The organism is Nocardioides aromaticivorans (assembly GCF_013408525.1).
Taxonomy (GTDB): Bacteria; Actinomycetota; Actinomycetes; order Propionibacteriales; family Nocardioidaceae; genus Nocardioides; species Nocardioides aromaticivorans.
Genome location: NZ_JACBZM010000001.1, coordinates 2284309 through 2307636, shown reverse-complemented (window position 1 = coordinate 2307636; position 23328 = coordinate 2284309). Strand labels below are relative to the sequence as shown.

Here is a 23328-nt window from a genome sequence, read left to right as displayed (position 1 = left end):
GTTTCGTTCCTTCTTCTACGGGGTGGCCGGCGCCCTGGTGGCGTCGGACAGGCGGGGGGTGGCGGCGGGCGCGACGTCGGCCGCGGCGGGCTCCGCCAGGACGCGGCTGGTCTTCGCCCAGCTGTCGTGCGAGCGCAGGACGCGGTGGAAGCCGGTCCACACGGACGCGAGCATCAGGTAGGTGTAGCCCCAGTAGGCGAGGCCGAGGCCCACCGCGGCCCGGCGCGAGAGCTGCGGCTCGCAGCGCAGCCGGTAGACCAGGCCCCAGGCGACGAGCGGTCCCACACCGAAGACGGCGACCAGCGGGACCAGGCCCCAGGCGCCCTCGAGGAACCAGCCGGTCACGCCGGTCGGGTGGACCGTCGCCCAGTAGCCGAGGATCACGGTCGCCGCGGTGTAGACGACCGTGCCGAGGAGCTGGGTCCACGGGATCATCAGGAAGTACGAGATCTCCAGGGCCGACGGCGTCGAGATCTCGCGGCTCAGCAGCACCCGCTTGAAGTACTTCGCGCACTGCATGCCGCCCTGGGCCCAGCGCGCCCGCTGCCGGATCAGCGGCCGGACCCGCGGCAGGCCCTCCTGGGCGACCCACGTGTCGTCGCAGTACCGGTTGCCCCAGCCGGCGAGCAGCACGTGCAGGCCGAGCTCGAAGTCCTCGAGCAGGGCGCCGTGCCAGGGCGTCTGGTTCTCGTCCGCGATGGCGTCGAGCACCACGAGCCGGGTGAACTGGCCGTTGCCCCCCATGCCGGCGGAGCCGATCCGGTGGCGCAGGTGCTGCATCGCCGCGATGACGGTGCGGAACTCGAGGTCCTGCAGCAGCACGAGCAGCCGTCCGAGGCGGGTGTCCGCCGCGGGGTCGTCGGCGTCCGGGCGCCCCGCGATGCCGCGGTTCATCATCCGCACCTGCACCTGGACGGCCCCGATCGACGGGTCGCCGAAGCCGGCCGGGCCGGCGATGACATCGAGGGCATCGGGCGCCAACCGGCCGTCGGCGTCGACCACGCCGATGACCACCCGCGAGGCGTCGTACGACGGCTGCTCGGTCGCGAGCCAGGCCTTGATCCGCCGCCAGGCGGCGTTGAGCGCGGCACCCTTGCCCTGCCGCGCCTCGGGTGCGCGGCGGCTCACGAGGTGCACGTGGTCGTCGGTCGCGGCGAGGCGCGCCAGGATCTCGCCGGTCCCGTCGGACGAGTCGTCGTCGACGCACCACAGGTGGGCGGTCGGGTGGTCGGAGCGCAGCCGGGCGACGGTCCGCGCGATCACCACCTCCTCGTCCAGGCAGGGGAGGATCAGGTGGACGTCGAGGTCGCGGGCGTCGCCGGCCGGGTCGGGCCTCCGGCGCAGGAAGGGCACCAGGATCGCGGCGACATAGGCCAGGAAGAGGATGCAGAGCAGGAGCGCGGCCAGGTCGACCGCGGCGGAGCCGAGGATCATCGCAGCGTCGCCTCGGGCCGCGAGACGAAGAGCCGGACGAAGAGCACGGCGCCCAGCACGAAGCCGACGGTGGTGATCGCACTGCCCAGGAACACGTGCGAGAAGTCGTAGCCGCGCTCGAAGCCCCACTCACGCATCGACAGGATGATCGCCGCGATCCGAACCTCGTTGGCCAGCACGAGCACGGCGGCGAGCTGGGCGACCGACAGCGCGACCCGGGCCACCGACAGCGAGCGGAACCAGACGAACGGGGCGCAGCACACGAGCATCACCGCGAGCAGCGGCCCGATGCTGCAGCCGGCGGCCAGGCTGATCCCGGCGAGCCGGCCCTGGACGTCGACGAGCACGGCGGTGCCGATCTGCTGGGCGTGGATGCCGCCGAGCTCGAGGAGCCGGGTCTGCGTCCACGCCTCCGCCAGCCGCACCGGCCTGGCGAACACGAGGAGCGCGACCGCGGCGGCCACCAGCGCCAGCGCCACCAGGCGGCGGCGCGGACCCGCCGCCCGCGACGGTACGACGTCGGCGCGACGCCGGCCGCGGGTCCGGCCCGGCAGGGGGTTCAGCACGGCCCAGCGGGACCGCTCGGCCGCGCGTTTCCCGGGGGCCACGTCAGCGGGTCCGGCGGGCGAGGTCGACCGCGGCGTAGCGCAGGAGCACCGCTCCGGCCATCGCTGCCGCGAGGCCGAGGAGCAGGAACCCGACACCCTCGAAACCGGTCGCCGCCAGAACTCCACCCGTGGCCCCGGTGACCGTGGTGCCGCCGTTGTACATCGCTGCCTCGCTTCGCGCTCTTCCTCGACGTCGTGTCATCGACCCGACAATCGAGCGCGGCTCCGCTTACGCGGATCGGCCGAGCTTTCTCGCGGCGGGCGCGGTCAGCCGGGCAGGAGCGGGGCGAGCGTGCAGACCACGGTGCGGACGCCGGGCCGCGGCTGCTGGCCGGCCTCGTGGTCCTCGAGGTGCGCCAGGGCGTCGTACCCCGTGCCGTAGGGGCCGGTGTACGTCGTCGTGCCGGTCTCGGAGTCGGTGCACACCAGGATGTGCGGACCGTCCATGAGCGCGACGTCGGCACGGGCCGACCCGTCGAGGACACCGAGGGCGGCCGCGAGCACGGCGTCGGCGGCCGTCTCCTCCGCGTGCGGCTCCACGACGGGAACCAGCCGACCGCTGAACCCCACCACGTCGCTCACGACAGGATCGGGACCGTCACGGAGTCGTTGCCGGCGACCGGGTCCACGACGCCCGGCACCTGGCTGACCGTGGCGGTGACCTCCGAGGCGCCCGACGTGAGCAGCGCGAACGTCAGCAGCCCGGAGGCCTGCTCCTCGCCCGTGCGGGTGCAGGTGATGGTCGTCTCAGTGCGGATGACGTCGCCGGGGAGGCCGCCCACGGCGCCCGGGCAGCGCCACCCGGTGTTGCCCCAGGTGAGCGGGAAGCCCACGAGGTTGGTGACCACGACGGTCACGGTGGTGCCGGTGCGCACGTTGGTCAGCGGGAAGGTGACGGAGGTGAGGGCCTGCCCGAGCAGGGAGACCTGGCCGAGTGTCGGGTCGCCGATACCGACGTCCGGGGACAGTGCGGAACCGGGCGTCGACGGCTCGCTCGGGCTCTCCGTCGGCGGTGGCTCCACCGGCAACGCGGGCGTCTCCACCTGCCGGTCCGGCCCGGGGGAGGGCGCGGCGCCGTCCCCGGACGGAGCGTCGACGACTCCTGGCGACGGCGTCTCCGCGGTGTCCTCGTCGGCAGGGCCGGCACCGCGACCCGGACCCGGCGCCGGAGGCGGGCCGCTCGGTCCCGCCTCCGGCCCGACGAAGGGCGTGGCGCTGTCGACCGCGCGACTGCTGAGGTCCTCCGCACGCGGGCGGCCGGCGTCGGGACGGAGGCTGTCGAGGAGGACGGGGACCGCCACCGCCGCCCCGACGATGCTCGCGGCGAGCGTGACCGCCAGCCCGGTCTTCCCGGCGAGGAGGGCCCCGCCGGCCTTGCCGGTGGTGACGGTGCCCGTCGCCGTGCCCGCCGCGGTGCCCGTGGCCGACGTACCGCCGGTGATGCCCGCCCACAGCTGGTCGAGACCGACGAGGCCGGGCCCGAGCACGATCGGCAGCAGCAGCGCCCCCAGCCGGTTGTTGACCTCCTCGAGGTCGGCCAGCGCGAGGGTGCAGGTCACGCAGGAGTCGAGGTGCGCCCGCATCCCCGGCTGCTTGCGCTTGTCGAGGTTGCCGCGCGCGTACGCCGCCAGCAGGGGCGCCCACGTCGCACAGGCCGTGTCGGCGGTGGCGCGCAGGTGCGCGGACAGGTAGGCCTGGCGCAGGCCCTCCCGCGCCCGGAAGCTGAGGGCGGCGACCGCGTTGGGCTTGATGCCGAGGTGCAGCGCGACCTCGCCGTGCGGGAGCCCCTCCACGGCGGTGTACCAGAGGACGGCCTGCCAGCGCTCCGGCAGGCTGCGGTAGGCCTCCGCGACCGCGTCGTTGTCGAAGCGCTGGTCGTGGTCGTCGGTCGTCATCAGCGCCTCCGACGGCGGCAACGTCTCGTAGTCGTCGACCAGGTCGTAGCGGCGCTCGCGCCGGACGGTGTTGTTGAAGATGCTGCGGATGGAGGTGAGCAGGTAGGAGCGGAAGGACACGGTGGGACCGAGGTCGCGCTGGAGCGCGTCGAGGACCTTGGTGAACGCCTCGGCGACGAGGTCCTCGGCCTGGGAGTGGCCGGCCAGGCCGCCGGCGAACGCCGTCGCGGCCGCACGGTGGCGCTCGAAGAGGAGCGCGTAGGCCTCGGCGTCCCCCGCCCGGACCCTGCTGAGCAGGACGGGGTCGCCGTCGTGCAGCGGATCGACCAGCTGTGCCGTCATGCGTCAGCCCTCGTCACGGCCACCGGTGGTTCCCTTCGGTCGATCAGGTGCGGCGCGGACCCCACGGTCGCGCCGTTGCGCTCCAGCAGCGTGCTCACGGCGGGGAAGACCCACACGAAGCACACGAGCACGACGAGCAGGAGCGCGAGGCAGGCCTGGGCCGTGCGGGCGCGCCGGCCACCGGGCAGGTGGCGCCAGAGCCAGGCGTACATCTCACGCCACCTCCGCGCGCAGCTCGTCGGGCACACCGTCGGAGGCGGGCGCGGACGCGAGCAGGGACGCGTGGACGACATACCGCTCGCTGCTGCCGTAGAGCGGGTGGCACGACGTCAGGGTCATGACCGGCTCCGTCGGGGCGGCTCCCGGTGCGTCCGGGACGGGGGCGATGACCTGGACGTCGCCCGGCGCGACGATCTCGCTGCTCGTCACCCGGTAGACGAACCAGGTCGTGGCGGTCCGCACCCCGACGACGTCGCCCACCTCCAGCTCGGCGATGCGGGTGAAGGCGCTGCCGTGGGTGAGCCGGTGACCGGCCACCGAGAAGTTGCCGACCTGGCCGGGCAACGCCGTACCGGCGTAGTGGCCGACCCCCTCGTCGAGCTGGGCGGTCGAGGTCCCCTCGATGACGGGCCGCAGCCAGTCGTCGCCGAAGCGGGGGACCCGGATCACGGCGAACCGGTCGCCGACCTCGACGTCCGACGGCGCGCTCGGGCTCTCCGGCGCGCGGGGACCGGACGCCGGGAGGGCGTCCCACTCCCGCAGCATCCGGGTCGCCGCCGCGTGCTGGTCGGCGGCGACGGCGTGGTCGTCCACGACGAGGTACCAGCCGAGGTAGAGCAGCAGCAGCGCGCTGGCGGTGAGCACCAGCTCCGCGACCACCATCAGGCCCAGGCGGTGGCGCTCGGCGCGGGACCGGCCGGCCGGGGCGCGGTGCCGCCCACCGTCCAAAGGCGCGCCGGGCAGGGACGCGGGCTCCCGCGGCGACGGGATCGTCGCTGGGTGGTGCTGGCTCACGTGGTCCCCGGGTGGTGCTGGTCCTGATCCTCCCCGCGGGCGCGCGAGAAGGGCCGGCGGCGCCGACGCAGTACCAGACACCCGTGCAGCCGTTTCCTTACGCGATTCCGGATTTCTTTACCTTCCGGCCGCCGGCGGCGGCACGGGCCGAGTCGCGTAAGGGAGTGGCGGGGGCGGTGTCAGGAGGGGTGTGGGCGGCTGGAGGGAGGCCGCCCGCACCCAGCTTCCGGAGGAAAAGTGCAGCACCCAGAGACCCATCGCAAGACCGTTGCCATCGTCTACGGCACCCGTCCCGAGGCGGTGAAGGTCGCGCCCCTGTGGCGGGCGCTGCGTGACCACCCGCGACTGCGGCCCGTGCTCGTCTCGACCGGCCAGCACCGGGACCTGCTCACCGGCCTCCACGCCTGGTTCGGCATGGAGCCCGACGTCGACCTCGCCGTGATGACCGAGGGCCAGGGGCTGGCGGGGCTGACCAGCCGGGTCGTCGTCGCCCTGACGGCCGAGCTCGAGAGGCTCCAGCCGTCCGCGGTGGTGGTGCACGGGGACACGACCACCTCGATGGCCGGGGCGCTGTCGGCGCGGTACGCCGGCGTACCGGTCGTCCACCTCGAGGCGGGCCTGCGCACCCACGACCTGCTCTCGCCCTTCCCCGAGGAGCTGAACCGCCGGCTCACGGGGGTGATGGCCGACCTGCACCTCGCGCCGACCGCGCTGTCCCGCGCCAACCTGCTCGCCGAGGGCGTGCGCGAGGAGGCGATCGTCGTCACCGGCAACACGGTGATCGACGCCCTGCTCGAGACGAGCGCACGGGCGCACCCGATCGAGGACCCGCTGGTCCGCGCCACGATCGATGCGGCCGAGCGCCTGGTGGTCGCCACCCTGCACCGGCGCGAGTCGCACGGTGCTCCCCTGCGCCGGGTCGCCGAGGCGCTCGAGGAGCTGACCCGCCGCAGCCCGGGGCTCAAGGTCGTCGTCCCCCTGCACCCGAACCCGCTCGTGCGCGCCAGCGTCGGCGAGGTCGTCGACCGCTGCCCGGACATCACCGTGTGCTCGCCGATGCCCTACCCCGAGTTCGTCACCCTGCTCACCGCCGCCGACCTGCTGGTCACCGACTCAGGTGGGATCCAGGAGGAGGCGCCGAGCCTCGACAAGCCGGTGCTCGTCGTCCGCGAGAGCACCGAGCGCCCCGAGGCCGTCGAGGCGGGTACGGCGAGGCTCGTCGGGACCGACCCCGCGCTGCTCGTCGCCGAGGCCGAGCGCCTGCTCCACGACCCGGTCGCCTACCGCGCCATGGCACAGCTCCGGAACCCCTTCGGGGACGGGCGCGCCGGAGCGCGCTGCGCGGACGCGATCGCGGAGCTGCTCGGCGCGGGCGCACGCACCGCGCCGGGCAGTGCGGTCGCGTGATGGCTCGCTGGCGCCGGCTGCGCGGCCGGGCCGCGCAGCCGGGGGTGCGGCCGACCGCCGTGGTCCCCCGCGGCGGACGCGACCTGGCCGACGCCCTGGTCCACGACCTCGACCTGGAGGACGCGGCGCGCGCCTTCGGGTCGTCGTACGCGCTGAACGGCGAGGGGCTCGACGTGTGCCTGGGTGACCTCGACGACACCGTGGCCGCCGTACGCGGCGAGGCGCCCGGCGCGCGGCTCACCCGGCTGGTGGCCCTCGCCTGGGGTGACGCGACCCAGGAGCGCTACAACGGGCTGAGCTGCGCCGACCCGCTCACCGGGCTGGCCAGCATCCAGCACGTCCAGTCGCAGGTCGCAGCGTTGTACCGGATCGCGGGCGACGGCTGGCTGGCCGACGACGACATCGCCAGCACCCACGCGATGATGGTCGTCGAGCTGCCCGTCGTGCGCGACGACGTCCAGGCCGGCTTCGCCCGGCTCGAGGCGTCTCTGCGCCGGGCCAGCGCCGCCGACCTGATCACCGGCGTCGTGCCGGAGTGCGCGATGGTCGCCGAGCTGAACCCGCGCCGGCTCGGCGGCGTGGTCCGTCGCGCCCCCGACCTGGACCGGCGCCTCACCGGGGTCGTCACCGACCTCGACTGCCGGATGGCGCTCTCCCCCAGCCAGGGCCGGTGCCGCGCCTGGTGGGAGCGCCTCCCGGGCAGTGCCGTCGCGGCCCGTGCGCTGATCGACGAGCTGGCGCGCTGAGCCGCGCGCCTCAGACCCCCAGATAGGCCAGCACCGCCCGCACCCGACGGTGGTCGTCGGTGTCGGCGGGCAGGTCGAGCTTCGCGAAGATGCTGTTGATGTGCTTGGCGACGGCCTTCTCGGTGACGACCAGCGACTGCGCGATGCCCGCGTTGGCGCGGCCCTCGGCCATCAGCGCCAGCACCTCGCGCTCGCGCTCGGTGAGCCGCTCGAGGGGCGAGTCGCGGCGCCGCTCGAGCACCGCCGCGACGACCGACGGGTCGAGCACCGTGGCGCCGGCGGCGACCCGGCGCAGCGCGTCGACGAACTCGGCGACGTCGGCGACCCGGTCCTTGAGGAGGTAGCCGACGGCGCCCTCGCCGCTGGCCAGCAGCTCGCGGGCGTAGAGCTGCTCGACGTACTGCGACAGCACGAGGACCGGGAAGCCCGGCCGGCTGGCGCGGGCGGCGATGGCCGCCCGCAGACCCTCGTCGGTGAACGTCGGCGGCATCCGTACGTCGACGACGGCCGCGTCCGCGTCGGGATCCTCGAGCGCCCGCTCCAGCTCGGGCAGGTTGTCGACGGCGTGCAGCACGTCGAAGCCCTTCGCCTCCAGCAGCTGCGTCAGGCCGGCCCTCAGGAGGGCGTGGTCTTCGGCGAGGACGATGCGCACGGGACCTCCCAGCTCACGACGGTCGGCCCGCCCACCGGGCTCGACACGGACATCGTGCCGTCGAAGGCCGCCAGCCGCGCGGCAATTCCCTGCAGGCCGGTGCCCGAGCGGGGGTTCGCGCCGCCCCGGCCGTCGTCGCGGACCTCGCCGCGCAGCAGGCCGTCCGCGTGGTGCAGCCGGATCGCCACCTGTCCGGCGCCGGCGTGCTTCGCGGTGTTCGCGAGCGACTCGGCGACGGTGAAGTAGACCGCGGACTCGACGGGCGCCGGCAGCCGCTCGGGCAGCTCGAGGTCGAGGTCGACGGGGACGGGCATGTCGATGGCGAGGGCCGCGACCGCACCCCCGAGACCCCGGTCGGCGAGCACCGGCGGATGGATGCCGCGGACGACGTCGCGCAGCTCCCCCAGCGCGCTGGACGACGTCGTCCTGGCTTCGTTGATGAGCCTGCGCGCGGCGTCGGGATCGGTCTCGAACAGGTCGTCGGCGAGGCCGAGGCTCAGCGACACGGCCGCCAGTCGCGCCTGCGGCCCGTCGTGCAGGTCGCGCTCGATCCGGCGCAGCTCGGCGGCGGAGTGGTCGACGACGACGGCCCGCGACTCCGTCAACGCCTGCACGCGCTGCTCCAGGCGCTCGGTGCGGCCGATGGTCAGGATCGCCCGGTCGACGACTGCGCGGGCGCGCATCAGCGGGCCGACGCCGTACCACCAGATCGGCCAGGTGACGACGCCGAGGAAGAGCGCCAGCGCCAGGAGCGAGATGGCGAAGCCGAAGGTCATCGCCCACAGCATCCAGAGGATCTCGCGCCAGGTCAGGGGGTCGGTCGCGCGCGTGTTCAGGTCGCGCAGGAGCCCTCCGGGCAGCGGTCGGTACGGCGCCGGGAGCGGCGCCCCGAGGAGGCGCGACGCGATCCAGCGGTGGATGCCGACCAGCCCACGCATCGCCGGGAGCACGCCGGCCAGCAGGACGACGCCCAGCCACACGACCACCAGCACCGCGCTGACCGTGACGAGCACGAAGGTGAGCACGACCGGCACGAAGAGCAGGACGTGCAGGACCGCGAAGCCCGTGGCCGCCCAGCGTCCGGCACGCGCGTCGACGGCGCTGTCGACGACGGCTTCCGGGCGGGTGCTCACCGCCCCATCCTCCCGCGCGATCGCGGAAACGGCAGTGGTGCAGGCACCACCACGGGTCGGGTCGCACCACCCCTGACCCCGGGCGCCGCCGACGGTTCGCTGGGAGCACCGCCTCCGGGCACCCCCTCCCAGCCCCCAAGGAGCACCTCATGTCCAACCCCCTCACCGCGTTGCCCACCCGGGCCGCGCGCTGGAGCGCGACCCACCCGTGGCGCGCGATCGGCGCGTGGCTGCTCCTCGTCGTCGTGGCCGTCGGCCTCGCCGGGGCCGTCCCCACCAACGAGGTCGAGGACGCCGACTACCGCGTGGGCGAGTCCGGTCGCGCCGAGGCCCTGATGGAGTCCGCCGGCCTGGACAGCCCGCCGACCGAGAACGTCCTCATCACCTCCCGCTCCGGCCGCCTGGACGGCGCCGAGGCGCGGGACGCGGCTACCGAGGTGGCCGACCGGATGCGCGGCGTCGAGGGCGTCTCCGGCGTCGGCGACGTCGTACCGAGCGAGGACGGCAGCGCCCTCCTCGTGCCGGTCGAGCTCACCTCCGACGACATCGACGCCGATCCCCTGCTCGACGCCACCGCAGCCGTCCAGGCGGACCACCCGCAGCTCGTCGTCGAGCAGGCCGGCGACGTCACCATCGACGAGGCGATCGACGAGCGGGTCGGCGAGGACCTCCACTCCGCGGAGCTGTTCAGCCTGCCGATCACGCTGGCGCTGATGCTGCTCGCCTTCGGCGCCCTCATCGCGGCCGGACTGCCGGTGCTGCTCGCGGCGACCAGCGTCGCGGCCACGATCGGGATCTGCGCGCCGGTCTCCCACCTCGTCCCGGCGGAGCCGACGATCTACAGCATGGTCGTGCTGATCGGCATGGCCGTCGGCGTCGACTACTCGCTCTTCTACCTCAAGCGCGAGCGCCAGGAGCGGGCCGCCGGCCGGACGACGCTCGACGCCGTCGCCATCGCCGCCGAGACCTCCGGGCACGCCATCCTCGTCTCCGGAGGAGCGGTGATCGCCTCGCTGGCCGGGCTGTTCGTCCTCACCGACGTCACCTTCAACTCGCTGGCCACCGGCTCGATCATCGTCGTCGCCGTGGCCGTGCTCGGCTCGATCACCGTCCTCCCGGCGCTGTTGGCCAAGCTGGGTCGCTGGGTCGACCGCCCCCGGGTCCCGCTGCTGTGGCGCCTGACCCGTCGTACGACGACCGGCGCGATCAGCGGTCGCCTGCTCGGCCCCGTGGTGCGCCGGCCAGTGGCCGCCCTGGCCGTCGCCGGCATCGGGGTGGTCGCGCTCGCCGTACCGGCGCTGTCGATGAAGACCCACCAGGCCAGCGCGGAGACCCTGCCCGCCGACATCCCCGTCGTACAGACCTTCCGGGCGATCACGAAGGCCTTCCCGAGCGAGGGCACCTCGGCGCAGGTCGTCGTCGCGGGCGCCGACGCCGGCGCGGCCGAGAGCGCGCTCAAGGAGCTGGCCGCGGCGGCCGGACGGACGGGCGACTTCGTCGCGGCGGGTGCCACCGTCCAGACCTCGGAGGACGGCGGCACGTCCGTCCTGCACCTGCCGATCCCCTACGACGAGTCCGACGACCGCGCCACCGCCGCGGTGGAGCGGCTCCGGTCGGAGCTCGTCCCGGACGCCCTCGGCGACGACCTGGCCGGGGCGGAGCACGCCGTCGGCGGCGGTGCGGCCGAGTCGCTGGACTACGCCCACAAGCAGGGCGAGCGGATGCCCCTCCTGCTCGGGCTCGTGCTCCTGCTGACGATGGTGATGATGATCGTGGCGTTCCGCAGCGTGGTGCTCGGCGTGCTCTCGACGGTGCTCAACCTGGCGTCCGTCGGCGTCGCCTTCGGCATCCTGTCGATCGTCTTCCAGCACGGCGTCGGCGAGTCCCTGCTCGACTTCACCAGCCCCGGCTTCGTGATCGACTGGATCCCGGTCTTCGTGCTGGTGGTGCTGGTCGGGCTCTCCATGGACTACCACGTGTTCGTGCTCAGCCGGATCCGCGAGCTGGTCGACGGCGGGATGCCGGTGCGCGACGCCGTGCACCGCGGGATCGCCGACACGGCCGGTGTGATCACCAGTGCGGCCGCGGTGATGGTGTCGGTGTTCGCCATCTTCGCGACGCTCTCGATGATGGAGATGAAGATGATGGGCGTCGGGCTCTCGGCCGCGATCCTCGTCGACGCGACCGTCATCCGGCTGGTCGTGCTGCCGGCCGCGCTGGTCCTCCTCGGCGACCGGGCCTGGCCGCGGCGCCGTCCGCCCGTCCCGCCCGCGCCGGCTGGTCCGCCGGCGCCGCCCGCACCGCCGACCGAGTGGGTCTCGAAGGACGGGGAGCTGGTGCCGGTCCGCTGAGCGGAGCCGTCAGACCCTGACGACGACGGGGCCGAGCGCGTGGTAGCGCTCGGCCTCGTCCTTGTCGAGCTCGGTGCCGGTGACGATCGTCTCGAAGTCGGCGACGTCCGCGAACCGGCAGAAGCTGCTGATCCCGAACTTGCTGTGGGCCGCGATCAGCACGCGGCGCCGCGACCGCCGTACGGCCTCGCCCTTGATGGCCGCGACGGCCGGGTCGGGGGTGGTGAGGCCGTCCTCGACCGACACCGCGTTGGTCCCGAGGAAGGCCAGGTCGATGGTCAGGCCACGCAGCACGCTGGCGTTCCACTCCCCGACCGTCGCCAGGGTGCGTCCGCGCATCCGGCCGCCCAGCAGCATCACCGTCACGGAGTCGCTGTCGGCCAGCGCCTCGGCCGCCAGGAGCGAGGAGGTGACCACCGTCAGCTCCTTGTCCGCCAGCTTCTCCGCGACCAGCCGCGGGCTGTAGCCCTCGTCGATGTAGACCGTCTCGGCACCGTGGAGGAGCTCGGCGGCCGCGGCGGCGATCCGGCGCTTCTGGGCGAGGTCGACGCGGCTGCGGTACTCGACCCCGGACTCGAAGGTCGCGCTCTCGAGCGGGATGGCACCGCCGTGGGTCCGCTTCACCAGCCGCCGGTCGGCGAGCACCCGGAGGTCGCGGCGGATCGTCTCCGTCGCGACACCGAGCTCGTCCGCCATGGCGATCACCTCGACCCGGCCGCGCGTGCGCGCGTGCTCGAGGATCTGCGCCTGCCTGGTCTCGGAGTCCACGGCGCCATTGTGCTGCACCCTCAGGCGTGCACCCCGTCGAGGACCGCGCGGACGTCGTCCTCGGTCCTGGCGGCCCGGAGCCGGGCGACCTGGTCCTTGTCGAGGAAGACGTGCGCGATCTGGCCGAGCAGCCCGAGGTGCTCGTTGCCGGTGCCCGCGATGCCGATGACGAACTCCGCCGGCTTGCCGTTCCAGTCGACCGGCTCGGCGTAGCGGACGAACGAGATGCCGGTGCGCCGCACCGCCGCCTTGGCCTCGTTGGTGCCGTGCGGGATCGCCAGTCCGTTGCCCATGTGGGTGGAGACCGACTTCTCACGCTCGTGCATGGCCGTGACGTACGACGGGTCGACGACCCCGGCCGCGACGAGCAGCTCGCCCGCCTCGGTGATCGCCTCGTCGCGGGTGCGGGCGGTTCCGGACAGCACGATCGAGGAGGTCGACAGGACCCCGCCGCTGCCCGGGACCTCGGCGTCTGCCGGCGCGGGGGCCTCAGGAGCGGTGGCGGTGGACCCGCTCTCCGCCAGCAGCTCGACGATCTCGTCGTACCGCGGCGTGCTCATGAAGTCCTCGACCGAGACGTGCAGGGCCGACGGCGTCTTCTGCCGGGCGCGGTCGGTGAGGTCGCGGTGGGTGACGACGAGGTCGAAGGTGTCGGTGAGGTTGGCGATCGCCTGGTTGACGACGCTGACCTGGCCGAAGCCGGCGGCCTGGATCTTGCGCCGCAGGACCGAGGCGCCCATCGCGGACGAGCCCATGCCGGCGTCGCAGGCGAAGACGATCCGCTCGATGGTGCCGCGCCGGCTCCCGGCCAGGGCGCTGGACGCGATCGACCGCTTGCCCTTCATCGCCTCCATGCTGGCGGTCGCGCCGGCGAGGTCCTCGCCCCCGTCGGTGTCGCCACGGAGCAGGAGGGCGGCGACGAGGAAGGTGACGCCGGCGGCGGCCAGCATCGACAGGGTGACGCCGACATAGCTGTCGCTGGCCGTCTGGGCGTAGACGGCGAACACCGAGCCGGGTGCGGCCGGGGCGCGCAGGCCCACGTCGAAGACGACGTTGACGAAGACGCCGGTCATGCCGCCCGCGATCATCGCGACGATCAGCTTCGGCTTCATCAGGACGTAGGGGAAGTAGATCTCGTGGATGCCGCCGAGGAAGTGGATGATCGCGGCGCCCGGGGCCGACGCCTTGGCGATGCCCCGGCCGAAGACCATGTAGGCGAGCAGCAGGCCCAGGCCGGGGCCGGGGTTGGCCTCCAGGAGGAAGAGGACCGACTTGCCCTCCTCGAGCGCCTCCGTGGTGCCGAGCGGCGTGAGCACGCCGTGGTTGATCGCGTTGTTGAGGAAGAGGACCTTCGCGGGCTCGATGATCAGCGAGGTCAGCGGCAGCAGGCTGTTGTCGACGAGGAAGTCCACGCCGTCGCCGAGCCGGTCGCTGAGGAAGGTCACCACCGGGCTCATCACGAAGAAGCCGAAGGTCGCGACGATCGCGCCCCAGATGCCGGCCGAGAAGTTGTTGACGAGCATCTCGAAGCCGGGGCGGATGCTGCCGTCCCACAGGGCGTCGAGGCGCTTCATCGTCCAGCCGCCGAGCGGGCCCATGATCATGGCGCCGAGGAACATCGGGATCTCGGTGCCGGCGACCACGCCCATGGTGGCGATCGCGCCGACGACGCCGCCCCGGGTGTCGTGGACCATCCGGCCGCCGGTGTAGCCGATCAGGATCGGCAGCAGGTAGGTGATCATCGGGCCGACGATCCCGCCGCCGGCGTACTCGCCCCAGCCGCCGATCTCGGCGACCCAGCTGCCGGGGCTGTCGCCGATCCCGAGCTTGGCCAGCCAGCCGACCTCGATGAACAGGGCCGTGATCAGGCCCCAGGCGATGAAGGCGCCGATGTTCGGCATGACCATGTTCGACAGCGCCGTGCCGAACTTCTGGACGTGGAGGCGGACACCGGTCCGCTGGGCCGGGAGGGTGGTCGACATCGCGGGGTTCTCCGTTCCTTCGTGCCCTGCTCGGGTGGGCCGGCGACGTGACGCCGATCACAGGGACAGCAGCAGTCAACCTCACAATCGGGCACAGCGCAACACATTCGGGCAGATTCGGGCATCATTTGATGTGGTTTCTTGCCCACTTTGGGGATACGGTGTCCATCGGAAGCCCCGAAACCGGAAGGAACGACCATGCTCGCCCTGCGCTACTACGCCCCCGAGGACGTCCGTCTCGAGGAGGTCCCGGAGCCTGACTGCGGGGCCGATGAGGTCAAGATCCGGGTCCGCAACTGCTCGACCTGCGGCACGGACGTCAAGATCCTCCACAACGGCCACCAGAACCTGACGCCGCCGCGGATCACCGGCCACGAGGTCGCCGGCGAGGTCGTCGAGGTGGGGGCCGACGTCAACGCGACCTACGGCAGCGACTGGCAGGTCGGCGACCGGGTCCAGGTCATCGCCGCCGTGCCGTGCGGCGAGTGCCACGAGTGCCGCAAGGGCTGGATGGCCGTGTGCCAGAACCAGACCTCGGTCGGCTACCAGTACGACGGCGGGTTCGCCGAGTTCATGGTCGTGCCACGCCAGGTGCTGAAGGTCGACGGGCTCAACCGCATCCCGGACAACGTCGGGTACGACGAGGCCTCGGCGGCCGAGCCGTTCGCGTGCGCGATCAACGCCCAGGAGCTGCTGGGCATCGAGGAGGGCGACACCGTCGTCGTCTTCGGCGCCGGCCCGATCGGCTGCATGCACATCCGGATCGCCCGCGGCGTGCACAAGGCGGGTCCGGTCTACCTCGTCGACGTCAACGCCGAGCGGCTGAAGATGTCGGCCGACGCGGTCGACCCCGACGAGATCATCGACGGCAGCGAGGTCGACGTCGTCGCGCGGGTCATGGAGCTCACCGGAGGACGCGGCGCGGACGTCATCATCACCGCCACCGCCGCCAACGTCACCCAGGAGCAGGCCATCGCGATGGCCGCGCGCAACGGCCGGATCTCCTTCTTCGGCGGCCTCCCGAAGACCGACCCGACGATCACCTGCGACTCCAACGTCGTGCACTACCGCCAGCTGCACATCCACGGCGCCAACGGCTCCGCCCCCGAGCACAACAAGCGCGCGCTGGAGTACATCTCCACCGGCCAGGTGCCCGTGAAGGACCTGATCACCCGGCACATCCCGCTCACCGAGGTGATGGACGCGTTCGGCATCGTCCAGCGCGGCGAGGCGATCAAGGTCACGGTCGAGCCGTAGCCGCGACGAAGTCGCGGCTACCAGCGACCGGGAGGTCGAGGTGCGAGCCCTCCGGTCCCGACGAAGGAGGGACCGGAGCGCGAGCCTCGAGACCTGCACAAGGAGCCCGGGGCGAACCCGACCCACCCGCACCAGGAGGGCGGGCGGCGCCCCCCGGGCGGGACGACGCCCTCAGGCCACGGCGCCCGGCACCCTCGACGGCTCCGCAGGTGCGGCCTCGTCGTCGTCCGCACCGCCGACGACCACGGACAGCACGGCCGCGACCGCGCACAGCGCCGCGCCTCCCCACCACGCCCAGGTGTAGGCGCCGAGCTGGTCGCGGATGACCCCGGCCCCGAGGGCGGCGACGGCCGCTCCGACCTGGTGCGAGGCGAAGACCCAGCCGAAGACGATCGTGCCCCGCTCGCCGAAGGCCTCCCGGCACAGGGCCGCCGTCGGCGGGACGGTCGCGACCCAGTCCAGGCCGTAGATCACGATGAACAGCACCATGCTCGGGTGCACGCTGTCGGCGAGCAGCTGCGGCAGCAGGAGCAGGCCGAGCCCGCGGAAGGCGTAGTAGGCGACGAGCAGGACCCGCGGGTCGAACTTGTCGGTCAGCCACCCCGAGGCGATGGTGCCGACGATGTCGAAGACGCCCACGACGGCGAGCAGCCCGGCGGCCGTCGTGCTCGACATGCCGTGGTCGTGCGCCGACGGGATGAAGTGGATGCCGATCAGGCCGTTGGTCGTCGCGCCGCAGATCGCGAAGGCGCCGGCGAGCGCCCAGAACGCCCGCTGCCGCGAGGCGAAGGCCAGGCCCTCGAGCGCCCGCCGCGTCGCTCCGCCGTGCTGGCGCGGCGGCGGCGCCCAGTCGTCGCCGGCCCCGAACGGCCGCACCCCGCGGTCCTCCGGGAAGTCGCGGACCACCACCCACACCACCGGTACGACGACCAGCGCGGCCGCCGCGACCACGAGCGAGGCCGGGCGCCAGCCGGCGTGGTCGGCCAGGCCCGCCACGATGGGCAGGAACACGAGCTGGCCGGTGGCGGAGCCCGCGGTGAGCACGCCCATGACCAGGCCGCGCCGCTGCTCGAACCAGCGGTTGGCGATCGTCGCGGCGAAGACCAGCGCCATCGACCCGGTGCCCAGGCCGATCAGCACGCCCCAGCACACGAGCAGCTGCCACGACGCGGTCATGAACACGCTGCTGCCCGCCCCGAGCGCGACCAGCGTCAGGGCGCAGGCCACCACCCGTCGTACACCGAAGCGGTCCATGAGCGCCGCGGCGAAGGGGGCGGTCAGGCCGAAGAGGACCAGGTTGATGCTGACCGCCAGCGACATGACGCTCGTGGACCAGCCGAACTCGTCGTGCAGCGGCACCATCAGCGCGCCGGGCGCGGCCCGGAAGCCGGCGGCGCCGACGAGGGCGAGGAAGGCCACCGCCGCGACCACCCAGGCGGGGTGCAGGCGGCTGGCTTTCTTCAACGAAGTCACCCCGGTACGCTAGCACGCATGCCGCTGCGCTCGGACTGGTCGACGGAGTACTGCCCGATCCGCCGCTCCCTCGACGTCCTCGGCGACCCGTGGGTGCTGCTGATCGTGCGCGACGTGCTGCACGGCAACGGGCGCTTCGACCAGCTGCACCGCAACCTCGGCATCTCCGAGGCGGTCCTCTCCCGGCGGCTGCGCACCATGCGCGAGGCCGGGCTCCTCGCCACCGTCGACTACGAGCGCGACGGCCGGGTGCGCCAGCGGTACGTCGCCACCGAGGCCGCCGCCGACCTGCTCCCGCTGCTGCACCACCTCGCCATCTGGGGCGAGAGGCACACGGTCGAGCCCGAGGGCGGCGCCCACATGGCGCTGGTGCACCAGGCGTGCGGCGAGGAGACCACCGACGGCGAGCGGTGCTCGGCGTGCGGCGAGCAGCTGCGGCCCGAGGACATGACCTGGGTCAAGCCGTGGCTGGGGTCCGAGCACCAGCTGCGGGCCGCGGGCGCCTGAGCCTCACCCGCAGGCTCAGGCGCGTCCGACGCGTGCCGCCACCACGCACGCATCGCCGCCGGCGGTCCGGTGGTCCTGCATCAGTCGAGCGCAGAGGAACGCGGGGTGCTCGGGCGAGCCTTCCGGCGCCCGGGCCGGCCCGGCCGGGTCGATGCCGGCGGTGTGGACCACCACGGAGAGCTCGCGGCTCCACCGGACGGCGACCTCGTCGGCGCGGCGGCCCGGAGACCTGCTGCCCACACCGACGACTCCGGCACGGGTCGGCGGTGCCGTCCGGACGCCATCGGCGACCACGCTGACGCCGATGTCCCCGATCGAGGCCGCGCGCGCCGTCCCCCCGACCAGGTCGAGCTCGACCGCGGCGGCTGCCGCCCCCGGGGTCCCCGACAGCACGCCGTGCAGCACTCGAAGGATCGTGTTCGGCCCGGCGACGACGGGAACGCTCAGTGCACGCTCGAGGAGCTGCGGCGCCTGTGCCGCCGAGCCGCCGACGGCGCAGACCAGGATGCCGACGCCGGCGGGCCCGCGCCACGCCCTCCAGCCGTGCGCGCCCCCGCCGACCCCGGTCGCCACCAGGCCCGTGACGTACGCAGTCGCGTCGTCCGGCGACGCCGGGAAGCGGCCCCAGGACGGCGAATCACCACCGACCACTCCGTCCCGGCGGGCGAAGGACACCGCCTCCACCCCGGGGCCGCCGACCGTCCCGAGGTCGCGCACACTCACGTAGCCACCAGCGCCGGAGGCCAGCAGGCGGGTCGCCATCCCGGTGACCGCCTCCGCGAGGTCGCTGAGGTCGGGAGCGTCGAGGCGAGCGCCGTCGCCCACCTGACGGGCGGAGCGTCGTACCTGCTCCAGGTCGTTCTGCTCCGACACAGGTATCAGACGACCTGGGACGACGAAGTTCAGTGCCATGTGGAATCCAACCCCGAGAGGAGGTCGCGACCGAGGATCCCGGTGCGCTCCACCTGGGAACGCAGCGTCGGTTCATCGACCTGGGGTGGCCCGCACTGTTTGAGCCGGTCCCGACTATGTCACTGATCCGGAGCGAGGGCCACCCCGAGGCTGCCGGATCGCATGCGATGATTCACGCGACTCGAGAAGCGGGTCGTCACGGCGGGTGCAGAAGGGTGCACCGCAGCGAGGTGGAGGTTCGGTTCCGATGACCAGCTCGGTTTCCCTGGACCAGGCCGCGGCCGCCCTCCGGCAGCTCGCCGAGCTCGTGTACCAGGGCGAGTCGTACTCCGGCATCTACGAGGAGATCTGCAGGATCGCGCTCCAGGTCGTCCCCGGTTGCGACCATGCGTGCATCACCACGATCAGCGCCGGTCGGTCCCCGCGGCTCGAGGCGACCACGGACGAGGTCGCGGCGCTGATCGACCGCACGGAGTGGGAGGTCCGCGAGGGTCCGTGCGTCGACGCGATCCTGACCGACCGCTTCGACTGCGACTCGGACATCACCAAGGACCCCACCTGGCCGCGCCTCGCCGAACGGGTCCTGGCCCTCACCCCCGTCCGCGGGATGGTCGGCTACCGCATCACGGCAGGGCCGCAGAAGGTGGGCGCGCTCAACCTCTTCTCCGATGCCCCGGACGCCCTGAGCATGGAGGGCGCGGAGGTCGGCGCGATCCTCGCCTCGTTCGCCTCGGTCGCCATCACCGCCGCTCGCGAGAAGTCCGGAGCCGAGAACCTCCTCGCAGGCCTGATCAACAACCGGGAGATCGGCAAGGCCATCGGCGTCCTGATGGTGACGGAGGGCATCACCGACGACGAGGCGTTCGAGAGGCTGCGGACCGCCTCGAACCACCTCAACGTGCGACTCGCCGAGATCGCGCGGCGCGTCGTCGCCGACACCGACCCGGGTGCGCCTGACCTCGTCTGACGCCGGGTACGCCCTCGCGAAGCGGGTACGGCGCGAGCAGTCACACCGAGAGCCGCATGCGGACTGACGGTGGCGAGGCCCCTTCCGGTCCAGCAAACGGCCGGTGGGGGCCGTCCGTCATCAGGTGGCTCGGCCCGGAGCACCGCCCGCGCGTCACGGCTGGAAGACCACCTTCACCACGCCCTCCTCCTTCTTCTGGAAGTGGCGGTAGGCCTCCGGCGCCTCCGCGAGCGGGAGGTGGTGCGTCGCGAACGCGTCGATGGCGGTGGACAGCGCGGCGAGCCGGTCGACGCCTGCCTTCTTGATCAGCGGCTCGGCGAGCGCGTCCGGCACCATCCCGGTGAACTTCTGCAGGAAGGCCGCGCCCGGCGAACCGTGCGCCTCCATCCCGACGGCGTCGATGACGGCGTGCGGGCCGTCAGATGCCGAAGGCGGCGCGCAGGTCCGGCGCGCCGTCGGCCTCCCCCAGCGGTCGGACTCCGAGGACCTCGGCCATGAAGCGGGTCAGCGAGTAGTGGTTGAGCGGGGTGTCGACGACCTCGTGGGACAGGCCCACGTGGAGCACGGCGGTGAGGACGCGGTTGTCCCGGCTGCGGTCGTCCTCGTCGGCGGTGATGACGACGGCGAGCCGCCCCGTCCTGAAGTCAGCGCTGTCCAGCACCGGTCCGAGCTGCTGCCGGAGCCAGCGGTCCGCGGCGGCGAGCGAGCCGTCGTGCGCGTCGTGGGTCAGGTCCGGGATGAGCAGCCCCACGTTCGGGAGCCTGTCGTGGGCGGCGTCGTCGGCGAAGGTGCTCAGGTCGACGTCGTGCTCGGCGCACTGGTCGCGCTCGTCGGCGAAGTAGACCCACGGGTTGTGCCGGACGGCGTACGTCGGGGTCGCGACGGCCTTGTCGGGGTGGTCCCAGACGTGGCACGTCCCGGGCATCGACTCCGCATAGGTGCGGGCCGTCCTGTCGGCCGCGAGGGCCTGGCCGAAGATCGACTGCGCGTGGCCCACCTTGGCCGCATTGGCATCGGGCGCCCGGTCGTCGACGACGCCGTACGTCGATCCCCCGACGATGGCGAGATAGTTCGGCTCGCTGGGGTGGGTCAGCGCGGACCAGTGGGTCGCGTAGCCGTACTCGTCGGCCAACGAGGCGGCGTACGGCATGCCGGCCCGCATCTGGTCGAGGGTGTGGTTCTCCTCGATCACGACGAGCACCTTCGACAGCGGCTCGAGCCCGGGCGACGAGGCCCCGGGCGACGAGGCCCCGGCCGACGAGGCCGGCGCGGACCCGGCGTCGGGGCCGGGTCCGGCCGGGCTGCAGCCCGCGAGGAGGAGCGCGCCGACGAGCACCAGCGCAGGCGCTGGGTGTCGGGGGAACCTCACCATGGTCGTCGCCCTCACCGGTCGAGTGTCGGGCTCCCGAACCTACTCCGGTCCCGCCCCCGGGGCGCGCGATCCGTCGCGGAGCGGTCTCACGGCGTCGGCGACACGAACCGCTCCCACGCCCGGTGGCTGCCGAGCAGTCCCTCGACCTCGGCGAGGACCCCGGTCGGCGAGCTGCCCCGGACGATCCCGGGCGCGTCGACGGGGAGGCCGGCCGCGGCGAGCGCCTCGGCGCCGGCACCCCAGACGCCGATCGTCTTGGCGTGGCGGTAGCACTCCTCGAGCATCAGCCGGACCCTCGGGTCGAGCGGCTCGCCGGGGTCGTCGGCCTTGGCGTCGCGCACCGGGATCGCGTCGGGCGCGGGAGCGGGGCAGCCGGCCACGAACAGGGCGTCGAACTCGACGGAGCGAGCGCCGCCGAAGGTGCGCTGGACGACGGTGCCGTCGGACAGCTTGCCGCCGTGCGGTCCGATGACGAGCGCGACCATGCCGTGGTCGGCGATGGTCTCGACCAGTGCGTCGACCCCGTCGAGGTCACCCTCGTCGCCGACGACGACGCCGAGCACCCGGCCGTCCGTGGGCCACTCCCGGCCCAACTGCGAGAGGGCCGGGCTCGGCTGGGGCTCCGCCAGCGGGCCGGGCGCCTCCGGAGCCGGCAGGCCCAGTCCGGCGGCCACCTCGGCGCACAGCTCGGGGTCGACCTGCGCGAGCGCCAGCAGCTGCCGCTCGCGGATGGCCTGCTCGTAGCAGCGCGAGAGCTCGAAGGTGTAGGCGAGGATGATGTGCTGCTTCTCGACCGGCGTCATGCTCAGCCAGAACAGGCGGGCCTGGCTGAAGTGGTCGGCGAACGAGACCGGGACGTCGCGCTCCTTGACCGACTCGGCGACACGCACCGGTACGTCGACGAACGCCCCGTCCCGCGCGCCGGAGGCGTGGAAGGGACAGCCGCCGTCGAGCGAGTTGGGCCGGTACGGCGCCACGCCCGCGTGCACCGCGTGCTGGTGGAAACCGTCGCGGAGCATGTCGTTGACCGGCGCGTGCGGTCGGTTGACCGGGATCTGGTTGAAGTTGGGTCCGCCCAAGCGGGTGAGCTGCGTGTCGACGTACGAGAACAGGCGGGTCTGCAGCAGCGGGTCGTTGGTGACGTCGATCCCCGGCACCAGGTTGCCGACGTGGAAGGCGACCTGCTCGGTCTCGGCGAAGAAGTTGGTCGGGTTGCCGGTCAGGGTCAGCAGGCCGACCGGCTGCACCGGCGCGAGCTCCTCCGGGACCAGCTTCGTCGGGTCGAGCAGGTCGATGCCCTGGAAGGTCTCGTCGTCGGTGTCCTCGAAGACCTGGAGGCCGAGCTCCCACTGCGGGTAGGCGCCCGACTCGATGGCGTCGGCGAGGTCGCGCCGGTGGAAGTCGGGGTCGATGCCTCCGGTCAGCTGCGCCTCCTCCCAGGTCAGGGAGTGCACGCCGAGGCGGGGCTTCCAGTGGAACTTCACGAGCGCCGTCTCGCCCTGCGCGTTGACCGTGCGGAAGGTGTGGACCCCGAAGCCCTCCATCGTCCGGTAGGAGCGCGGGATCCCGCGGTCGGACATGTTCCAGATCGTGTGGTGCTGGGCCTCGGTGTGGAGCGACACGAAGTCCCAGAAGGTGTCGTGGGCGCTCTGCGCCTGCGGGATCTCGCGATCGGGGTGCGGCTTCCCGGCGTGGATGACGTCGGGGAACTTGATGCCGTCCTGGATGAAGAAGACCGGGATGTTGTTGCCGACCAGGTCGAAGGTGCCCTCGTCGGTGTAGAACTTCGTCGCGAAGCCGCGGGTGTCGCGCACGGTGTCCGCGGACCCGCGCGAGCCGAGCACGGTCGAGAAGCGCACGAAGACCGGCGTCTCCTTCCCCCGCGCGAGGAAGCCCGCCCGGCAGATCGGCTTGGCGTTGCCGTAGCCGACGAAGACGCCGTGGGCGCCCGCGCCGCGTGCGTGCACGACGCGCTCCGGGATCCGCTCGTGGTCGAAGTGGGTGATCTTCTCCCGCAGGTGGTGGTCCTGCAGCAGCGTCGGTCCGCGGTCACCTGCCTTGAGGGAGTGGTCGGTGTCGCGCAGCCGGGCGCCGGTGGAGGTGGTGAGGAAGCGCCCCTGCTGGGCGACGTCGTCGCGCGTCGCGAGGGTCTCCGCCCCCGTCGCCGTACGACGGTCCGGCCCGCTCTGGTCCGGCTTGGGCGGCAGCGGCTCGACCGGCTTCGTCGGCTCGGCCACCTTCGGCGGCTTCGGCGCCGGGGCCCCCGGTGCCCGGGACGCCTCCCGGTCCGCGACCCTCGCCAGCGCGGCCTCCGCCGCCTCCGTGACGGCGCTGCGGACCGCCTTCCTGATCACACGCACTGCCTTGCCGCTGTCCACCATGGGGGCTCCCTCGTCCGACCGTGAAGGCCGGGCCGTACCCGGGGGACGCGGGTTGATCCGGGGCGCAGCGGATCAGCTCACCTCGCGGCGGCGTACCGCTCCCACTGGGCGTCCACGACCGCGCCGA

Annotated in this window: 22 protein-coding genes; 6 read left to right on the top strand and 16 right to left on the bottom strand. The window is 73.2% G+C overall.

The window, feature by feature from the left end:
* Positions 1-15: 15 nt before the first annotated feature.
* The 7 genes from BJ993_RS10850 to BJ993_RS10820 form a co-directional block, all read right to left on the bottom strand.
* A complete protein-coding gene (locus BJ993_RS10850) occupies positions 16-1434 on the bottom strand; it encodes an XrtP-associated glycosyltransferase (protein ID WP_179648791.1) in 1419 nt (472 codons plus the stop codon).
* On the bottom strand, positions 1431-2000 hold the full coding sequence (locus tag BJ993_RS10845; protein ID WP_179648790.1) for an archaeosortase/exosortase family protein: 570 nt from the start codon (positions 1998-2000) through the stop codon (positions 1431-1433). Before BJ993_RS10845 ends, BJ993_RS10850 begins: the two co-directional genes overlap by 4 nt.
* Before the next feature lie 43 nt (positions 2001-2043).
* Positions 2044-2205, bottom strand: a complete 162-nt coding sequence (locus tag BJ993_RS10840; RefSeq protein ID WP_179648788.1) for a hypothetical protein — start codon at positions 2203-2205, stop codon at positions 2044-2046.
* A 104-nt stretch (positions 2206-2309) separates the two neighbouring features.
* Complete coding sequence (locus BJ993_RS10835; protein WP_179648787.1) at positions 2310-2624, bottom strand: hypothetical protein; 315 nt, start codon at positions 2622-2624, stop codon at positions 2310-2312.
* Positions 2621-4279, bottom strand: coding sequence for a sigma-70 family RNA polymerase sigma factor (locus tag BJ993_RS10830; protein WP_179648785.1), 1659 nt, complete (start codon positions 4277-4279; stop codon positions 2621-2623). The genes BJ993_RS10835 and BJ993_RS10830 overlap by 4 nt, the downstream gene beginning before the upstream one ends.
* Complete coding sequence (locus BJ993_RS10825; protein ID WP_051932058.1) at positions 4276-4491, bottom strand: hypothetical protein; 216 nt, start codon at positions 4489-4491, stop codon at positions 4276-4278. The genes BJ993_RS10830 and BJ993_RS10825 overlap by 4 nt, the downstream gene beginning before the upstream one ends.
* Before the next feature lies 1 nt (position 4492).
* Entirely contained in the window at positions 4493-5293 is an 801-nt protein-coding gene (locus tag BJ993_RS10820) for a class E sortase (protein ID WP_218864673.1), read from the bottom strand.
* A 237-nt stretch (positions 5294-5530) separates the two neighbouring features.
* On the opposite strand from BJ993_RS10820, the gene wecB reads away from it, so the two are divergent.
* Entirely contained in the window at positions 5531-6700 is a 1170-nt protein-coding gene (wecB, locus tag BJ993_RS10815) for a non-hydrolyzing UDP-N-acetylglucosamine 2-epimerase (protein WP_179648784.1), read from the top strand.
* The gene (locus BJ993_RS10810) at positions 6700-7446 is read left to right on the top strand and encodes a hypothetical protein (RefSeq protein ID WP_179648783.1); all 747 of its coding nucleotides are present in this window, start codon (positions 6700-6702) and stop codon (positions 7444-7446) included. The genes wecB and BJ993_RS10810 overlap by 1 nt, the downstream gene beginning before the upstream one ends.
* A 10-nt stretch (positions 7447-7456) precedes the next feature.
* Here BJ993_RS10810 and BJ993_RS10805 read toward each other — a convergent pair whose 3' ends face one another.
* Positions 7457-8098: a response regulator gene (locus BJ993_RS10805; protein ID WP_179648782.1), complete on the bottom strand. Its 642-nt coding sequence runs from the start codon at positions 8096-8098 to the stop codon at positions 7457-7459.
* The gene (locus BJ993_RS10800) at positions 8062-9231 is read right to left on the bottom strand and encodes a sensor histidine kinase (protein WP_179648780.1); all 1170 of its coding nucleotides are present in this window, start codon (positions 9229-9231) and stop codon (positions 8062-8064) included. Before BJ993_RS10800 ends, BJ993_RS10805 begins: the two co-directional genes overlap by 37 nt.
* 149 nt (positions 9232-9380) lie before the next feature.
* Between BJ993_RS10800 and BJ993_RS10795 the strand changes: the two genes are divergently transcribed.
* A complete protein-coding gene (locus BJ993_RS10795; protein ID WP_257026862.1) occupies positions 9381-11582 on the top strand; it encodes an MMPL family transporter in 2202 nt (733 codons plus the stop codon).
* A gap of 9 nt (positions 11583-11591) precedes the next feature.
* Here the strand turns inward: BJ993_RS10795 and BJ993_RS10790 are convergent, their stop codons facing one another.
* Together BJ993_RS10790 and BJ993_RS10785 are read right to left on the bottom strand one after the other, a co-directional pair.
* Entirely contained in the window at positions 11592-12350 is a 759-nt protein-coding gene (locus BJ993_RS10790; RefSeq protein WP_179648779.1) for a DeoR/GlpR family DNA-binding transcription regulator, read from the bottom strand.
* A 20-nt stretch (positions 12351-12370) separates the two neighbouring features.
* Positions 12371-14332 (bottom strand): PTS mannitol transporter subunit IICBA, encoded by a 1962-nt coding sequence (locus BJ993_RS10785; protein WP_179648778.1) that lies wholly within the window; start codon positions 14330-14332, stop codon positions 12371-12373.
* A 198-nt stretch (positions 14333-14530) separates the two neighbouring features.
* Here BJ993_RS10785 and BJ993_RS10780 point away from each other — a divergent pair, with 198 nt between their 5' ends.
* Complete coding sequence (locus tag BJ993_RS10780) at positions 14531-15589, top strand: zinc-dependent dehydrogenase (protein ID WP_036543749.1); 1059 nt, start codon at positions 14531-14533, stop codon at positions 15587-15589.
* Between the two features lie 171 nt (positions 15590-15760).
* Here BJ993_RS10780 and BJ993_RS10775 read toward each other — a convergent pair whose 3' ends face one another.
* Entirely contained in the window at positions 15761-17062 is a 1302-nt protein-coding gene (locus tag BJ993_RS10775) for an MFS transporter (protein WP_207008035.1), read from the bottom strand.
* Positions 17063-17080: 18 nt separating this feature from the next.
* On the opposite strand from BJ993_RS10775, the gene BJ993_RS10770 reads away from it, so the two are divergent.
* Positions 17081-17569: a winged helix-turn-helix transcriptional regulator gene (locus tag BJ993_RS10770; RefSeq protein WP_179648777.1), complete on the top strand. Its 489-nt coding sequence runs from the start codon at positions 17081-17083 to the stop codon at positions 17567-17569.
* A gap of 15 nt (positions 17570-17584) precedes the next feature.
* Here BJ993_RS10770 and BJ993_RS10765 read toward each other — a convergent pair whose 3' ends face one another.
* Entirely contained in the window at positions 17585-18442 is an 858-nt protein-coding gene (locus BJ993_RS10765) for a hypothetical protein (RefSeq protein ID WP_179648776.1), read from the bottom strand.
* 286 nt (positions 18443-18728) lie between these two features.
* Here BJ993_RS10765 and BJ993_RS10760 point away from each other — a divergent pair, with 286 nt between their 5' ends.
* Positions 18729-19448, top strand: a complete 720-nt coding sequence (locus BJ993_RS10760; RefSeq protein ID WP_179648775.1) for a GAF and ANTAR domain-containing protein — start codon at positions 18729-18731, stop codon at positions 19446-19448.
* Between the two features lie 153 nt (positions 19449-19601).
* On the opposite strand, the gene BJ993_RS10755 is transcribed toward BJ993_RS10760, so the two are convergent.
* The 3 genes from BJ993_RS10755 to BJ993_RS10745 all read right to left on the bottom strand — a co-directional run bounded on the left by BJ993_RS10755 (position 19602) and on the right by BJ993_RS10745 (position 23201).
* Complete coding sequence (locus tag BJ993_RS10755) at positions 19602-19835, bottom strand: hypothetical protein (RefSeq protein WP_179648774.1); 234 nt, start codon at positions 19833-19835, stop codon at positions 19602-19604.
* A gap of 31 nt (positions 19836-19866) precedes the next feature.
* Positions 19867-20835: an alkaline phosphatase family protein gene (locus BJ993_RS10750; protein ID WP_308645538.1), complete on the bottom strand. Its 969-nt coding sequence runs from the start codon at positions 20833-20835 to the stop codon at positions 19867-19869.
* 71 nt (positions 20836-20906) lie between these two features.
* The gene (locus BJ993_RS10745; protein ID WP_179648773.1) at positions 20907-23201 is read right to left on the bottom strand and encodes a catalase; all 2295 of its coding nucleotides are present in this window, start codon (positions 23199-23201) and stop codon (positions 20907-20909) included.
* Positions 23202-23328 lie beyond the last annotated feature (127 nt).

Coding starts and splice junctions, on each gene's coding strand:
- BJ993_RS10760 (WP_179648775.1), top strand. CDS start 18,729: ATGACCAGCTCGGTTTCCCTGGACCAGGCCGCGGCCGCCCTCCGGCAG.
- BJ993_RS10795 (WP_257026862.1), top strand. CDS start 9,381: ATGTCCAACCCCCTCACCGCGTTGCCCACCCGGGCCGCGCGCTGGAGC.
- BJ993_RS10825 (WP_051932058.1), bottom strand. CDS start 4,491: ATGTACGCCTGGCTCTGGCGCCACCTGCCCGGTGGCCGGCGCGCCCGC.
- BJ993_RS10810 (WP_179648783.1), top strand. CDS start 6,700: ATGGCTCGCTGGCGCCGGCTGCGCGGCCGGGCCGCGCAGCCGGGGGTG.
- BJ993_RS10785 (WP_179648778.1), bottom strand. CDS start 14,332: ATGTCGACCACCCTCCCGGCCCAGCGGACCGGTGTCCGCCTCCACGTC.
- BJ993_RS10840 (WP_179648788.1), bottom strand. CDS start 2,205: ATGTACAACGGCGGCACCACGGTCACCGGGGCCACGGGTGGAGTTCTG.
- BJ993_RS10830 (WP_179648785.1), bottom strand. CDS start 4,279: ATGACGGCACAGCTGGTCGATCCGCTGCACGACGGCGACCCCGTCCTG.
- BJ993_RS10755 (WP_179648774.1), bottom strand. CDS start 19,835: ATGGAGGCGCACGGTTCGCCGGGCGCGGCCTTCCTGCAGAAGTTCACC.
- BJ993_RS10780 (WP_036543749.1), top strand. CDS start 14,531: ATGCTCGCCCTGCGCTACTACGCCCCCGAGGACGTCCGTCTCGAGGAG.
- BJ993_RS10850 (WP_179648791.1), bottom strand. CDS start 1,434: ATGATCCTCGGCTCCGCCGCGGTCGACCTGGCCGCGCTCCTGCTCTGC.
- BJ993_RS10770 (WP_179648777.1), top strand. CDS start 17,081: ATGCCGCTGCGCTCGGACTGGTCGACGGAGTACTGCCCGATCCGCCGC.
- BJ993_RS10745 (WP_179648773.1), bottom strand. CDS start 23,201: ATGGTGGACAGCGGCAAGGCAGTGCGTGTGATCAGGAAGGCGGTCCGC.